The 14,441-nt window shown below is 65.5% G+C and carries 14 protein-coding genes; 9 read left to right on the forward strand and 5 right to left on the reverse strand.

Going from position 1 to position 14,441, the window contains the following annotated elements:
• Positions 1 to 107: 107 nt before the first annotated feature.
• On the forward strand, positions 108 to 1,946 hold the full coding sequence (locus tag RY1_RS16555; protein WP_084727478.1) for an EAL domain-containing protein: 1,839 nt from the start codon (positions 108 to 110) through the stop codon (positions 1,944 to 1,946).
• Here RY1_RS16555 and RY1_RS16560 read toward each other — a convergent pair.
• Genes RY1_RS16560 through RY1_RS16575 form a run of 4 tightly spaced genes read right to left on the reverse strand, consistent with a single transcriptional unit; the run spans position 1,943 to position 4,303 of the window.
• Positions 1,943 to 2,236: a putative quinol monooxygenase gene (locus tag RY1_RS16560; RefSeq protein WP_072804963.1), complete on the reverse strand. Its 294-nt coding sequence runs from the start codon at positions 2,234 to 2,236 to the stop codon at positions 1,943 to 1,945. The genes RY1_RS16555 and RY1_RS16560 overlap by 4 nt on opposite strands.
• A gap of 59 nt (positions 2,237 to 2,295) precedes the next feature.
• A complete protein-coding gene (locus RY1_RS16565) occupies positions 2,296 to 3,141 on the reverse strand; it encodes a spermidine synthase (protein ID WP_072804965.1) in 846 nt (281 codons plus the stop codon).
• Positions 3,142 to 3,159: 18 nt separating this feature from the next.
• On the reverse strand, positions 3,160 to 3,612 hold the full coding sequence (locus RY1_RS16570; protein WP_072804967.1) for a cupin domain-containing protein: 453 nt from the start codon (positions 3,610 to 3,612) through the stop codon (positions 3,160 to 3,162).
• A 4-nt stretch (positions 3,613 to 3,616) separates the two neighbouring features.
• Positions 3,617 to 4,303, reverse strand: coding sequence for a TetR/AcrR family transcriptional regulator (locus RY1_RS16575; RefSeq protein ID WP_072804968.1), 687 nt, complete (start codon positions 4,301 to 4,303; stop codon positions 3,617 to 3,619).
• A 205-nt stretch (positions 4,304 to 4,508) separates the two neighbouring features.
• Between RY1_RS16575 and RY1_RS16580 the strand changes: the two genes are divergently transcribed.
• From RY1_RS16580 to RY1_RS16610, 7 genes are all read left to right on the forward strand, one after another.
• A complete protein-coding gene (locus tag RY1_RS16580) occupies positions 4,509 to 6,053 on the forward strand; it encodes an amino acid permease (protein ID WP_072804970.1) in 1,545 nt (514 codons plus the stop codon).
• A 3-nt stretch (positions 6,054 to 6,056) separates the two neighbouring features.
• Positions 6,057 to 6,857 carry an urea amidolyase associated protein UAAP1 gene (locus RY1_RS16585; protein ID WP_072804971.1) on the forward strand — a complete coding sequence of 267 codons (801 nt, stop codon included), beginning with the start codon at positions 6,057 to 6,059 and terminating at the stop codon, positions 6,855 to 6,857.
• Positions 6,854 to 7,474 (forward strand): urea amidolyase associated protein UAAP2, encoded by a 621-nt coding sequence (locus RY1_RS16590; RefSeq protein WP_072804973.1) that lies wholly within the window; start codon positions 6,854 to 6,856, stop codon positions 7,472 to 7,474. The genes RY1_RS16585 and RY1_RS16590 overlap by 4 nt, the downstream gene beginning before the upstream one ends.
• The gene (locus RY1_RS16595) at positions 7,471 to 9,498 is read left to right on the forward strand and encodes a 5-oxoprolinase/urea amidolyase family protein (protein ID WP_072804974.1); all 2,028 of its coding nucleotides are present in this window, start codon (positions 7,471 to 7,473) and stop codon (positions 9,496 to 9,498) included. The genes RY1_RS16590 and RY1_RS16595 overlap by 4 nt, the downstream gene beginning before the upstream one ends.
• Positions 9,499 to 9,502: 4 nt before the next feature.
• Positions 9,503 to 11,224 (forward strand): allophanate hydrolase, encoded by a 1,722-nt coding sequence (atzF, locus tag RY1_RS16600; protein WP_072805211.1) that lies wholly within the window; start codon positions 9,503 to 9,505, stop codon positions 11,222 to 11,224.
• 86 nt (positions 11,225 to 11,310) lie between these two features.
• The gene (locus tag RY1_RS16605) at positions 11,311 to 11,814 is read left to right on the forward strand and encodes a PaaI family thioesterase (RefSeq protein WP_072804976.1); all 504 of its coding nucleotides are present in this window, start codon (positions 11,311 to 11,313) and stop codon (positions 11,812 to 11,814) included.
• Between the two features lie 3 nt (positions 11,815 to 11,817).
• Positions 11,818 to 12,357 carry a winged helix-turn-helix transcriptional regulator gene (locus RY1_RS16610; RefSeq protein WP_072804977.1) on the forward strand — a complete coding sequence of 180 codons (540 nt, stop codon included), beginning with the start codon at positions 11,818 to 11,820 and terminating at the stop codon, positions 12,355 to 12,357.
• Positions 12,358 to 12,404: 47 nt separating this feature from the next.
• On the opposite strand, the gene RY1_RS16615 is transcribed toward RY1_RS16610, so the two are convergent.
• The gene (locus RY1_RS16615) at positions 12,405 to 13,301 is read right to left on the reverse strand and encodes an SGNH/GDSL hydrolase family protein (RefSeq protein WP_218019809.1); all 897 of its coding nucleotides are present in this window, start codon (positions 13,299 to 13,301) and stop codon (positions 12,405 to 12,407) included.
• Between the two features lie 300 nt (positions 13,302 to 13,601).
• On the opposite strand from RY1_RS16615, the gene RY1_RS16620 reads away from it, so the two are divergent.
• Entirely contained in the window at positions 13,602 to 14,435 is an 834-nt protein-coding gene (locus tag RY1_RS16620; protein ID WP_072804979.1) for an MBL fold metallo-hydrolase, read from the forward strand.
• The last annotated feature ends 6 nt before the right edge of the window (positions 14,436 to 14,441 follow it).

Raw genomic sequence — 14,441 nt, forward strand, 5'->3', positions numbered from 1 at the left:
CGTGCCGTGCACTGGTACGGTTCGTTGACCGGGTCGGGACCCGATTACGACACGATCACCCAGCGCGTCGTACTGTCCGCGCGAAATGATCCCGAACGAGAGGTCTCATGTCGGTGGGAGGCTTTCTCGCATCACAGGCGAAGCTGTCCGGCCCCCTCTCCGGTGACGTTCGCAGATCGGATGCTGTCCTCGGCGCCGAGGAACATGCCCTGAACCGGGGTCCGAACAACGAACGGTGGGCACGGGTCCTCATCGGGGGCCTGGCGATGTCGTTCGGGCTCGCCGGAATTCTGATGATTCCGTCGGGCCAGTTCACGTCGGCTCGGTCGATCTACGTCGCTGTCGCGGCCCTGTCCACCGTCCCCGTTGCCGTGGTCTGGTTCCTCAGCTCGTGGTCACGCCGTCGACTCGCGAATGTGTACGTCCTGTACGCCGACATCGGAATCCTGGCGGTGATGCTGTCGTTCGAGACTCCGTTCATCGCGATGGCGGGCTCCGCGATGTTCTCCGTCGTCGCCGTGTTCGCGATCGTCAGCACATCACCGCGGACTCTGGCACTGCACCTCGTCGGGGCGACAGCAGCGCTGCTGCTCATCGCCGTTCTCTCGATTCTCGACGGCACCAACCCGTGGACCGTCGCGTCACAGGCGGTGATCTTCGGGTCGCTGTTCGCAGTCCCCTTCGCCCTTCGGCCCTACATTCGGCATCTTCGGCGGCAGGCTCAGGTCGCCCTGCGAGATTCGCTGACGGGGCTGTGGAATCGACGCGGCTTGTTCGACGTCGTCGAGCATCTGAACAAGGCCGACGTCAGTACGCGCACCGGCCCGAGCGTCATCGGCGTCATGGTCATCGACATCGACCGGTTCAAATCCATCAACGACACCTACGGTCACCCATCCGGCGATGCCGTTCTCGTCGAGGTCGCGAATCGACTGTCCCACGCGGCATCGAAAGATTCCGCGGTCTCACGCCTCGGCGGCGACGAGTTCGTCTGCGTGCACATCGGATCGCCCACCGAGGTCGACGAAGCGGAGAGTCGAATCCGTGCGGCCCTGGAGGAATCCTTCAGCGGGCCGCCCTTCACCACCAGTATCGGATCGGCGGGCGACCACATCATCAAGGGTGATGCGACGGGCGCTCTGGTTCGACGCCTCGTCGCACTCGCCGACATCGAGCTCTATCGGAACAAGACACAGCCGAGATCCGTCGACCCCGGTGCCAGAGCCGATCCGCTGCAGATACGCCAGCGCATGACATCTCTCATCGAATCCGGTGGCCCGACCGTTGTGTTCCAGCCGATCTGCAACACCGCGACTCGTGCGGTCGTCGGATTCGAAGCACTGTCCCGGTTCCCGTTCGGGCACGGATCACCGATGATCTGGTTCCGGGACGCGACGCAGGCAGGAATCGGTACTCGGCTCGAGCTCGCTGCCATCGACAACGCACTGCGCGCAATGGAGACTCTGCCTGCACACGCGTTCGTGTCTCTGAACGCATCCGCCGAAACGATTCGGTCGACCGACCTGCACGCCCGGCTGGCACCGCACATCGGTACCCGCACGCTGTACCTGGAAATCACCGAACACGAACGCGTCGACGACTACCGATCCGTCGCCCGGTCGGTGGAAGACCTACGAGCAGCGGGAGTTCGCATCTCCGTCGACGACGTCGGTGCGGGATTCTCGGGCCTGCGCCAGGTCGTCGAGCTCAAACCGGATGCACTGAAGGTCGACTACGCGCTGGTGCACGGCATCGACAAGGATCCAACCCGCAGGGCAGCTGCTGCTGCCCTTGCGGGTTTCGCGAGGGAGGTCGGATCCACCCTCATCCTGGAAGGCGTCGAGACATCCGGTGAACTGCGCGTCGCCCTGGAACTGGGCGTCGAGATGGTGCAGGGTTTTCTCACCGGGCGCCCGGATGTGCCGTCCGCCTACGCCGAGAGTTAGATGTCCCGGACGCTGTACTTGGTCAAGCTGGGGACACCGGCGAGCAGCGGTCCGAGATCGGTGATCTTGCCGGGACCCTCACGGAATTCACGGTACTTCGCGTCGGCCTCGGCGGACTCCCAACGCTCGTAGGCGATCCAGTGGCCTTCGTCGGCGTCGTCGACGAGCACGTCGACTCCGAGGCATCCCTCGAACGCACGCGTGTCGGCGAGGATGCGCCCGAGGACGACCTTCGCGTCGTCGAGGGTTTCGGTCTTCAACTTCAGATCGAGCAAGGCGATGAGCGCCATCCGTGTCTCCTGATCATCGTTCTTCGATTACCTGTTCACACTATCGACATGACAATCATTCAGACAGTGTCACGGAGAACTTTCGCATCCCGTGCGAACGTCCGGACCTGTTCGTCGAGCCAGACATGCGCTGGGACACCGCCGCCGAGAAGCTCACGCGCCAGAGCGGGTTCCTGCGCCAGCGGCACGTCACTACCGGCGATGACGACGTTGCCGTACCGGCGGCCCTTCAGCATCGCCGGGTCGGCAATGATCGCCGTGTGCGGGAAGAGGGAGCCGATGGTTCTGGCCTCGCGTTTCGTTTGCACGAGATCACGCGTGTCACCGCAGTTGACGACGTAGATCCCGCCGGGCGCCAGGACGCGTCGAACATGCTCGGTGAATTCGGTCGTCTGCAACGCATCCGGTGTCGTACTGCCTGCGAAGACGTCACGCACGATCAGGTCCCGGCTGTCCTCGGTCAGAGTCTCGGTCACCGCGCGCGCCTCACCGACTCGAATACGCAGCAGCGGGGCTCGGGGCAGGTCGAACCACTCGCGAACGAGTTCTGCCAACTTTCCGTCGAGTTCGACCACCACCTGCCGTGCGTCGGGAAACACGGCCGCGAGATAGCGCGCGAGCGTGCACGCCCCACCACCGAGATGCAGTGATCTGAGCCTCGGCCCCGGAAAGACATGGTGCCGAACGAGTCCTGCCATCCACCGCATGTACTCGAAATCGAGCTGTGTCGGATCGTCGACGTCGATGTGCGAGCTGGGCACACCGTTGATCTGTATGGTCCAGCCGTCGGCCACGAGGGTGTCGCGGACCAGTTCGCACGTACCCGTGTCGATGTCGTAGACGCCTGCAACGGGACCGCCTGGCCCCGTGTCGACCGTTCTGCCTGCCGACTTCTTCCTAGCCATTCTTCCTAGCCATTCTTCTCAGCCATTCTTCTCCAGCGCGAAGTCCTCGAAGTCGAACCCGGGGCTGACGATGCAGGAGACGAGCGCAGCCTCGTCACCGAGGGGCCGTGCCCGCTGCCAGGTCGACGGCGGCACGACGCGCTGCGGCGACTGACCTGCGAGCACGTCCGGTCCGACGGTGAGTGGGGTGATCACACCCGGCCCTGGCCCGGAGCCACCGAGCTCGAGCAGCACGGGACTGCCGCGGTGATACAGCCAGATCTCGGTACCCCTGACGGTGTGCCACGCCGACTGTTCGCCTGGCAGGAGCAGGAACAGGATCGCGGTGGCTGCTGCCCGCGAGCTCGGGTACCCGCCCGGGAGGTGCGGGTGCAGAATCTCGACAGAGCTGCGCCACGTCTCGGTGTACCAGCCACCCTCGGGGTGACGGGAGAAGCCGAGGCCCTCGGCCCAGTCAGGCAGTTCGCTCACCGTCTCAGTATGCGGCTGCGCCGCGCACCCCGACGATTCGTGCGGCGCAGGCTCGAAGAGAATCGGTCGGTCCGGTCCACCCGAGTACTCGTACTGCAGCCGCCGCGACGACCTGCGCGTACTCCGCGGACGATTCGCCGCGCCCGTTCTCCCTGTCGGCGCGCCCGTTGACGACGGTCTCCACGAGACGGAACGGCAGGTCCTCGGTGCCGGGTACCAGCTCGACCCCGCTCTCGACGATCATTGCCGACGCGAGCGACGCATAGAGATCCATCAGCTCGTACCGGTGCTGCCGAAACGCATCGAACCGCTCCTCGCGCAGCTCGGGCAGCAGATACAGCGCACCCAGATTCCATCGCGAACGGGAGAGCTGATCGGCGTCGAACCAGGCCAGGGCATACACCCTTTCTGCGGCAGTCGCGTCCGAGTCCCTGACCGCGCGGCCAACGGCCAACGGCTCGTCGACGGTTCCGCTGAGCAGCGAGTCGAGTAGCTCGTCCTTGGTCGCGAAGTGGTGATACAGCGATGCCTGACGCATACCGACGGCGTCGGCGATCATGCGCGTGGAGGTGTTGGTGTAACCCCGTGTCGTGAACAGTTCGGCCGCTGCGTCGAGTATTTCCTCGCGTGCCGTCTCGCCCGGTCGCTTCTTCGTCGTGAGCCTGGGTCTGCCTGCGCCGGTGGTGGACATGACCCCATCCTGGCATCGAATACAGCGGTGTGAAATTTCTGTCACTTGATCGAAATACACGAAACACAGACGTTTCACGACGCCACGGTTTCGATACACGGCCGTCACCCAACGGGCATTCCGAAACGGAAAACTATCGACTGACAGAAACCCCGCACCGGCAGCGCAGACGGGCGGTCACTCTTCTTCCTTCCAGGAGACTTTCATGAGCTCGACTACTCTGCCCGTACCCGGTGAACGTGTACCGCCCACGACGAGTGATCACTCCGACCTCGCCGAGCTGGGTTACGACCAGCAATTGCACCGATCGCTCGGCAAGTTCGCGTCGTTCGCCGCCGGTTTCTCGTTCGTTTCGATCCTCACCACGATCTTTCAACTGTTCGGTCTCGGATTCAGTTTCGGCGGACCTGCATTCTTCTTCACCTGGCCCCTGGTATTCCTCGGTCAGTTCATGGTCGCGCTCAATTTCGCGGAACTCGCTGCGCACTATCCCATTTCGGGTGCCATCTACCAGTGGTCGCGCCGTATGGGAGGCGAGATCGTCGGATGGTTCGCGGGGTGGTTCATGATCATCGCGCAGATCGTCACCGCATCCGCTGCAGCGATCGCACTGCAGGTCGTGCTCCCGAGCGTGTGGAGCGGCTTCCAGTTCGTCGGCACGGACACGGCATTGACGTCACCGGACGGCGCTGCCAACGCCGTCATCCTCGGATCCGTCCTTCTCGTGCTCACGACGACCATCAACTGCATCGGCGTCAACTGGATGTCGCGCATCAACAGCATCGGCGTCACCTGCGAGATCATCGGTGTCATCGCCGTCGTCCTGGTGTTCTTCACACACGCCGAACGTGGCCCGCAGGTCGTGTTCGACACGGGCACAGCGGGAACCGAGCCCGGCTACATCTGGGCGTGGATCGTCTCGGGCCTGATGGCCGCCTACGTCATGGTCGGCTTCGGATCCGCCGGTGAGCTCGCCGAGGAAACCCACAACCCGCGACGCGTCGCACCGCGCACCATCCGGCTCGCACTGTCCGCTTCGGCTCTCGGCGGAGGGCTGATGATCGTCGGCGCACTCATGGCCGCACCGTCGTTGACCGACGGACAGCTTGCGGCGCAGGGCCTTCCGTACGTTCTCGACTCCATCCTCAGCTCACCGTGGGGAACCGTCCTGCTGATCGACGTCGCCATCGCGGTGTTCATCTGCACACTCGCCATCCAGACGGCTGCATCGCGCCTGATGTTCTCGATGGCACGTGACGGCCGACTACCCGCATCCACGCTGCTCGCCAAGGTCAACGGCACGACAGGAACTCCGATCGCACCGTCGGTCCTCATCGGATTCGCCTGCGTCGCAGTACTCGCCGTCAATGTCGGCAACGCTGCCATCTTCACCACATTGACGAGCGTCTGCATCGTGCTGATCTACCTGGCGTACATGATGGTCACCGTTCCCCTCCTGATCCAGCGCCTGAAGGGCTGGCCGCACGGCGGTCTCCACCACGACACGGACGGCAAGAAACTGTTCGCCCTCGGCTGGATCGGCATCCCGGTCAACATCCTCGCGGTCCTGTACGGCGGACTGATGGTCGTCAACCTGTCCTGGCCGCGCGCCGAGATCTTCAACCCCACCGGCGAATTCCCGCTGTTGCAATGGGCAGCACCGCTCACCGTCCTCGCGGTGGTGCTGGTCGGCGTCGCTTGCCTGCCTCGCGGAAAAGCCCACCCGAAGCCCGTCACGATCGGAGCCTGACACATGAGCACAGCAACCACACTTGCCGCCAAGGAACACGCTCGGTCCCAGTCGGCCGCGGTGACGACGCCGACCGCACCGGACGGCATCACCGATCTCACCTGGGCCGAAACGGTTCCCGGTGGCCGCTACACCACCAAGGTCCTTGCCCGCGGAACTCGGCTTCGTCTGCGCGACGTGGACGGAGCAGCGTGCGCGAACCTGCTGTTGTACCGCGCCGACGCGCCGTGGGAGCGCCTGAACACCGCCGACACCGTCAAGGTCCCGTGGCAGGCCTACCTGGGCGCGGGTCATCCCCTACTGTCCGATCAAGGACGCCTGCTCGCCACCATCGTCGCCGACAGTTCCGGTCACCACGATGCGCTCTGCGGCACCACCTCGCTCGCAACCAATCTCGCCAAGTACGGTGCAGGGTCGCTGCATTCCGGCTCACCTGCCGGACGCGAACTGTTCACCGTCGCAGCAGCCAAGAACGGTCTGGGCTTGCGCGACCTACCGCCGTCGATCTCCTTCTTCCACGGCATCCGCGTCGAAGCCGGCGGACAGCTGACGTCCACGGGCAGCGCCGGACCGAACACCGAAGTCGATCTTCTGATCCATCTCCCGGTCGTCGTACTGCTCGCCAACACCGCGCACCCGCTCGATCCGTCCCAGGAGTTCGGGACCACGCCTCTCGAGGTCCTCGCCTGGGATGCCTACGACGAGCTCGACTCACTGGGCAATACGGATCCCGAGTATCGACGCGCAGTCACCAACACCGAAGACGCCTGGAACGCCCTCCATGCACCGAAAGGCAGACGATGACAACCACACTGGACCCTGTCGTCCTGGACGAGACCGCCGAGGCCTACGGACCCTGGTCGGCCGTCGTGAAGGCCGGCAACATACTGACGATCGTCGATCTGCACGGCAACCAGGCAGTGGACACGCTGATGTATGCCGCCGACGATCACAGCATCCGCTACAGCGCCGCCGCTACCGTCACCGCACAGCGCAACCTGTTCCTCTCGGCGAGAACCGTTCTGCGAAGCGATGATTCGACGCCCCTGATGACCATCGTCGCCGACGAGGTCGGCAACCACGACACCGTCGGCGGTGCATGCTCGCAGGAGTCGAACACACTGCGCTACGGGCATCACACCGCGCATCAGCACGCCTGCGTCGAGAACTTTCTGATCGAGGGCGCCAGATGGGGCCTGGGCAAGCGAGACCTGGTGCCGAACATCAACTTCTTCATGAACGTGCCGGTCGACGCGGACGGCACACTCGGCATCGTCGACGGCTTGTCCGCCCCCGGCAAATCGCTGTCACTGCGGGCCGAGATCGACACGCTGGTTCTGGTGTCCAACTGCCCACAGATCAACAACCCGTGCAACGGCTTCGACCCGACGGCCGTCCGCATGATCGTGACAACGCCATGACCGGGGCCGGCTCGGCCGGGAGCAAGATGACCGTTCTGCGGCCCGGCATGCTCACCACGGTGCAGGACTGGCCGGGACGCGTCGGGTACTGGAAAGTCGGTGTGCCGCCGTCGGGTCCGATGGACGATCTGTCCTTCCGGCTCGGCAACGTCGCGCTCGGCAATCCCGAAGGCGCACCCGGTCTCGAATCCGCGATGGCCGGGCCTGCACTCACCTTCGACTCCGACACGCTCGTGTGTGTCACCGGCGCCGACGCCCGCGTCCGGATCGACGGAGTCGACGTTCCGCAGTGGCGTCCGGTGTTGGTTCCTGCCGGAGCCACCCTCGATGTCGGCATGACGGACGGCGCGGGGTTGCGCGTGTACGTCCTGATCCAGGGAACGATCGACGTCGACCCCTACCTGGGCAGCGCATCGACGTTCACTCTCGGCAAGTTCGGCGGCCACCGCGGAGGGACACTGACCGAGGGCGACGTCCTCGGAATCACCGGATCCACCGACGACGCCGACCGCGTCCGCTCGATCCCCATGGAACACCGACCGGTCCTGACCGCGGCGTGGGACATCGCCGTCACCGAGGGACCACACGGCGCGCCGGAGTTCTTCACCCGCACCGACATGAACACCCTGTTCGCGACGTCGTACGAAGTTCACTTCAACTCCGACCGCACCGGCGTACGACTCATCGGGCCGAAACCCGAATGGGCGAGGGTGGACGGCGGCGAGGCAGGTCTGCACCCGTCGAACATCCACGACAACGCATACAGCGTCGGCGCGCTCGACTTCACCGGTGACACACCGATTCTCCTGGGCCCCGACGGTCCGAGCCTCGGCGGTTTCGTGTGCCCGGTCACCGTCGTCGCCGCGGAGCGATGGAAGCTGGGCCAGTTGAAGGCCGGGGACACCATTCGATTCGTGCCCGTCAAAGCAGCGCACGCAGCGAAACTCGGGGCATTGGGAATCGAGCGTCGAGCATCTCTTCCGGTCGTGTTCTCGAGCGGCGGCGACGGCGACGACGGGGTCATTGCGCGTCGTGACGCCGAGACGTCGGTGACCTACCGCCGCTCCGGTGACGACAATGTTCTCGTCGAGTACGGAGACATGAAGCTGGACTTGGCTTTACGTGCTCGCGCACACGCACTGCACCAGCGCGTCGAGGCGCTCGCACCGAAGGGTCTGCTCGATCTCACGCCGGGCATTCGGTCGCTGCAGGTCAAGGTCGATCCGGATGTTCTGCCGATCACCACGCTGATGGGTCTGCTCGCGGAGGTCGAGGACGATCTGCCCGCGGCGTCCGAACTCGTGGTTCCCTCACGGACGGTCCGCATGCCGCTGTCGTGGGACGACCCGTCCACTCGCGAGGCGATCGAACGCTACATGCACGGTGTCCGCGCCGACGCTCCGTGGTGCCCGTGGAACATCGAGTTCATCCGCCGCATGAACGGACTCGGTACCGTCGCAGACGTGTTCGACACGGTCTTCGCCGCCGACTACATGGTGCTCGGGCTCGGCGACGTGTACCTCGGCGCGCCGGTGGCCACCCCGCTCGATCCGAGGCACCGACTCGTCACGACGAAGTACAACCCGGCACGCACGTGGACCCCGGAGAACGCCGTCGGAATCGGCGGCGCGTACCTGTGCATCTACGGCATGGAGGGCCCGGGCGGATACCAGTTCGTCGGCCGGACGACGCAGGTGTGGAACCATCGATTCCCTGCTGCCAGTGGACCGTTCGAGAACGGCAGCCCGTGGCTGCTCCGGTTCTTCGATCGCATCTCGTGGTACCCCGTCGAACCCGAGGAGCTGATGGACCTGCGGGCGGACACGGCAGCGGGCCGAGGGGGAGGTGTCGAGATCACCGAGGGTTCGTTCTCCCTCGCCGAGCACGAGAAATTCCTCGCCGCCAACACCGAATCGATCGACGCATTCCGTGCCACGCAGGCGGTAGCGTTCGACGCCGAACGGTCCGCATGGTCCGCGGCAGGCGAGTTCACCAGGAAGGGTGCCACCGATGCAGCAGCATGACAGCCTGACACAGGATTTCGCGAAACAGGATATCGCTCTGGAGGCTATCGCGGAGCGGGTGCGTCGGGCGTACGAGCGGATAGCCGATCTCGACAGGCCGGAAATCTGGATCACCCTGCGATCGGAGGACGATGTGCTGTCCGACGCGGCAGCCGTGGATCCGAGCCTTCCACTGGCCGGGCTTCTCGTCGCCGTCAAGGACAACGTCGACGTCGCAGGACTTCCGACCACCGCTGCATGCCCCGAGTTCGCCTACACACCGGAAGTAACGGCCACCGCCGTCGCACGACTGGTCGAGCGTGGTGCGCTGATACTCGGTAAGACGAACCTCGATCAGTTCGCCACCGGCCTCGTCGGCACCCGCAGCCCGTACGGCGCGGTCCGGTGCGGGTGGGATCCTTCCCGCGTGTCCGGTGGATCGAGTTCCGGGTCGGCCGTTGCCGTCGCCCTGGGCATCGCCGACATCGGAATCGGCACCGACACAGCAGGTTCCGGACGCGTACCGGCAGCCTTCCACGGTCTGGTCGGCATCAAGACGACCCTCGGTATCGTGCCCACGACAGGCGTCGTTCCGGCATGCGCCGACTTCGACTGCGTGACCGTTCTCGCGGCCGATCTCGACACTGCAACTCGCGCAACGAATGTCATGAGCGGGTACGACACAGCCGATCCGCGCAGCCGCGTCTGGCCACCGGACGTTCGACTCTCGGCGTCACCGACCCCGCACGTCGCGGTGCCTCGGGCCGAGGACCTCACCGCACTGAGCCCCGAGTACCGGAGTGCGTTCGCGCGCACGGTGGCAGAGTTGAACGGCCGCGGATTCACCTACGCCGAGGTCGATGTATCGTCGTTGCTCGCCGCCGCGACACTGCTCTACGACGGAGCGATCGTCGCCCAGCGATATGCTGCGGTCGGATCGTTCCTGGAGACCGCTCGCGAGACCGCGGATCCGACTGTTGCGCAGATCATTCGAGGCGCAGCCGAGCCGTCGGCGCATCGGTACGTCGACGACCTCGCGGCGCTGGCCTCGGGTAGACGCGCAGTGTCGGAGCTACTCGACGGCTTCGACGGTCTGCTGCTCCCGACCACCACCGAACACCCGACCATCGCTGCGGTACAGGCCGACCCGCTCGGCATCAACCGTCGTCTCGGGACGTTCACCAACTTCTGCAATCTGCTCGACATGGCCGCCGTCGCGGTGCCGGGGGAGTCGACCGACGCAGGTGATCCGTTCGGAGTCATGTTCGTCGTTCCCGGGTTCGCCGATCAGGTTGCGATAGATCTGGCCGCTCGCCTGATCGGGTCACCGTCACCGGCGCTCGTCGACGACGGTCTCGACGTCTTGGTCGTCGGCGCGCATCTGAAGGGTTTCCCGGTTCACCATCAGCTGACCGATCGCGGCGCGCGCTTTCTCGGCGATGTCGTCACCACGGACGCCTACCGGTTGGTGGACCTGCAGACCACCCCGCCGAAGCCAGGGCTCGTCCGACGCGGCCCCGGCCTCGGTGCGCCCATCGCAGGCGAGCTGTACCGCATGTCGGCGGCCGGGCTCGGCACCTTCCTCGCCGGGCTTCCGTCGCCGATGGGTCTGACGTCCGTCGAACTCACCGACGGCCGTTGGGTGACGGGATTCTGCTGCTCGTACGAGGCGGCGGAGGCCGGCGTGGACATCACCGAGTTCGGCGGCTGGCGTGCCTATGCGGCTGCGTCGCCCGCGCGCGCGTAGTCGGGCCGTTGGCAACTTTTGCGCTCGGGGGCCGCGCAGCGCATACTGACTTGCATCATGCAAGTTACTAGCCGTGAGGGGACCTCATGATCACCGAAGAGCATCAGCGTTCACAGACCTTCTCCTGGGTCAGCCCGATGGAAGTGCTGCAGGAGGCGGCGACGATGAGCGGGCTCGAGGTCATGCGCGCCGTCGCGAGCGGGGAACTCCCGCCGCCCCCGATCGCCGTGCTGATGCAGTTCGCACCGGTGGACGTGGAGGTCGGCAAGGTCGTGTTCCAGTGCACTCCGTCGGAGGCTCACTACAACCCCATCGGCACGGTGCACGGCGGCCTGGTGTGCACATTCCTCGACACCGTCGTCGGCTGCGCCGCCCACACCACGCTTCCCGCAGGCACCGGCTACACCTCGATCGATCTGAACGTCAGCTACTTACGGCCCGTGTTCGCCACGAGCGGGCCGTTGACCGGAACGGGCACGGTGGTGAAATCCGGTTCACGAGTGATCTTCACCGAGGGCTCGGTCGTCGACAAGGACGGTAAGCTCGTGGCGACCGCGACGAGTTCGCTTCTCGTCATAGCACCGAGGTAACGCATGCCACACAGCAGTTTCGACGCCATGGGGTGTCCCATCGCCGGTGCACTCGAGCAAGTCGGCGAGTGGTGGACTCTGCTGATTCTGCGCGACGCACTCGACGGTTTCACTCGTTTCGACGAGTTCGAGCGCAACCTCGGTATCGCACCGAACATGTTGACGCGCAGGCTCACTTCGCTCGTCGACGCCGGGCTGCTCGAGCGTCGGCAGTACACCGACAGGCCACCTCGATTCGAGTACGTCCCCACGAGGCGTGGACGAGAGTTGAGCCCGGTGATCGTCGCGCTGTACGCATGGGGCAACAAGCACGTCGAGCCACGCGATCGCACCGTCGTCCTGATCGACGACGCGGGCGAGAGCATCGATCCCGTCCTCGTCGACAGAAGGACCGGCCGCACGTTGGCCGAGTCGGGCGCTCGATTCGCCTCGGGCCCAGCGGCATCGGAGGCGATGACGCGTCGGCTCGACCCCGACCTGCGCGCCGAGCGCCGATCACGCAGTCCCAGAGCTACTTCCAGCGGTAAGCCCGACGGCAAGTAGCCCCGGCACAGTTCCCACAGTTCCCACAGATATATCGGGTGCCGCTGTCAGCTCGGACCGAGTGAATCGGCCACCACCCGAGCGAACGCGGCCATTCCAGCGGCTGTCGGATGCAGTGGGGCAGCGACCCCGGTGGGCACGACGCCTTCGAGGTACCGCTGCTCCGGGGCCGCACATCCGTCGTGGCCGACGCTGACCGGCCGGATGTCGACGAACTCGCCGCCGTGTTCCGCAGCCTGGGCGGCAAGGGCGTCGTTCATACGGTCGACGCTTCCCTGGAGGTAGTCGGCGTCGCGCGCCCAGATCGGCTGCACGCCGGGACATCCGCCGGGCTGCACGTACGTGCCGTAACCGACGACGACGATTCGGGCATTCGGCGCACGGTCGGCGATGTCGTCGACCATCCGGCCCCAACTCGGCGCAGCGTCGTCGATGGCGTCGGCGACGGTGTCCCGGCCACCCGCGGTGAACCTGTCCTTGCACGACGTGCCGTTCGGTTCCGGCGAGAAGTTGACGCATCCGAGGGCGGTCGACACGAGGTCGACGTCGTTGCCACCGATCGTGACGGTGACCAGGTCGGTATCCGGTGAGAGCGCGTCGAGTTGCACGGGCACGGTGCCACTGTTGGTGATCTGCGGGTCGGTGGCGATGTTGGCCGATCTGGCCGACGAGCACGAGACGTCGACGAACGAGGCCGCGCCGATCAGGCCTGCGAGCACGTGCGGATAGTTCGCATCGGATTGCAGGCAACCCGGAAATCCGGTGGCCCGTGGGATCAACGGCCCCGCAGCAGCGGAATCACCCAGCGCCACGTAGTCCAGCGCGGGCGGCGGATCGGGCTCTGCCACACCCGATGCCTGGGTGGCGGCGGCGCACCCCATGAGCCCGACGAGTGCCACGAAACCGACGAGTGCCACGGCGAGAACCCCTACCAGGCGTTGCATGCGTCGACGCTACCGCGCCCCACAGCCATCCCGCCCCATCCCATCCCACCGCACAGCCATCCCACAGTTCACAGCGATCCCACAGGTCCACGGGCTGCCGTTGGAGCCTCGACGCCGGTACCCTCGACCAGGTTCGCATCACATACGTAACGGTAAGGACTGGAACCCACATGATCACGAACTTCATCAATCTGATTCTCGGCAGTGTTGGATCGATCTCGGCAGGAAGCAGCGGCTTCGAGCTGGCACCGGGAGTTCTCCCCTTCGGTCTCTGAGACCTCGGGCGGTCCGAGACACGCCATGGGTGACGACCTCCCCATCTGCGTGACGTGCGGCGTCCAGTACCCACTGGACGCCGACCGCGCGCACTGCATCGTCTGCGAGGACGACCGGCAGTACGTCGGCTACGACGGCCAGCAGTGGACCTCGCTCGCGGAGCTTCGGTCGGCCGGCCACACCGTCGACATCCACGAGGAAGTCCCTGGACTGTTCGGACTCGCCACATCCCCCGCCCTGGGCATCGGCCAGCGCGCCCTCCTTGTTCCGGGCGAGGTTGGGAACGTGCTGTGGGACTCGATCTCGTACATCGACGACGCCGCGGTCGAGAGAATCACCGAACTCGGCGGGGTGTCGGCGATCGCGCTGTCGCATCCGCACTACTACAGCTCGATGGTCGAGTGGAGCCGAGCGTTCGACGATGCTCCCATCTACGTGCACGAACGCGATGCACAGTGGCTGACCAGGGACGAGAACGTCGTCCTGTGGTCGGGCACGTCCGAGGAGATCGCGCCGGGCCGCACCCTGATCAACGCGGGTGTGCACTTCGCGGGCGGTACGGTGATGCACTGGCGCGACGGGGTCGACGGACTCGGGGCGCTCTGTGCGGGCGACATCTTCACCGTCGTCGCCGACCGCCGGTGGGTCGGATTCATGTACAGCTATCCCAATCTGATCCCCGAGCATCCCGACACCATCCGACGAGCCGTCGAACTCGTGCGTCCGTACGCATTCGGTTCGCTCTACGGCGCGTGGTGGGATCGGATCATCACCCACGACGCGCGCGACGCGGTGTTTCGTTCGGCGCGCCGCTATTTCGAGCACATAGGAGCACCGTCCAACGGACTGCACCCCTAATATGTG

Origin of the sequence: Rhodococcus yunnanensis NBRC 103083, from assembly GCF_001895005.1 — a bacterium.
Taxonomy (GTDB): Bacteria; Actinomycetota; Actinomycetes; order Mycobacteriales; family Mycobacteriaceae; genus Rhodococcoides; species Rhodococcoides yunnanense.

Coding starts and splice junctions, on each gene's coding strand:
- RY1_RS16555 (WP_084727478.1), top strand. CDS start 108: ATGTCGGTGGGAGGCTTTCTCGCATCACAGGCGAAGCTGTCCGGCCCC.
- RY1_RS16620 (WP_072804979.1), top strand. CDS start 13,602: ATGGGTGACGACCTCCCCATCTGCGTGACGTGCGGCGTCCAGTACCCA.
- RY1_RS16585 (WP_072804971.1), top strand. CDS start 6,057: ATGAGCACAGCAACCACACTTGCCGCCAAGGAACACGCTCGGTCCCAG.
- RY1_RS16575 (WP_072804968.1), bottom strand. CDS start 4,303: ATGTCCACCACCGGCGCAGGCAGACCCAGGCTCACGACGAAGAAGCGA.
- RY1_RS16615 (WP_218019809.1), bottom strand. CDS start 13,301: ATGCAACGCCTGGTAGGGGTTCTCGCCGTGGCACTCGTCGGTTTCGTG.
- RY1_RS16610 (WP_072804977.1), top strand. CDS start 11,818: ATGCCACACAGCAGTTTCGACGCCATGGGGTGTCCCATCGCCGGTGCA.
- RY1_RS16560 (WP_072804963.1), bottom strand. CDS start 2,236: ATGGCGCTCATCGCCTTGCTCGATCTGAAGTTGAAGACCGAAACCCTC.
- RY1_RS16605 (WP_072804976.1), top strand. CDS start 11,311: ATGATCACCGAAGAGCATCAGCGTTCACAGACCTTCTCCTGGGTCAGC.
- RY1_RS16590 (WP_072804973.1), top strand. CDS start 6,854: ATGACAACCACACTGGACCCTGTCGTCCTGGACGAGACCGCCGAGGCC.
- RY1_RS16565 (WP_072804965.1), bottom strand. CDS start 3,141: ATGGCTAGGAAGAAGTCGGCAGGCAGAACGGTCGACACGGGGCCAGGC.
- RY1_RS16580 (WP_072804970.1), top strand. CDS start 4,509: ATGAGCTCGACTACTCTGCCCGTACCCGGTGAACGTGTACCGCCCACG.
- RY1_RS16595 (WP_072804974.1), top strand. CDS start 7,471: ATGACCGGGGCCGGCTCGGCCGGGAGCAAGATGACCGTTCTGCGGCCC.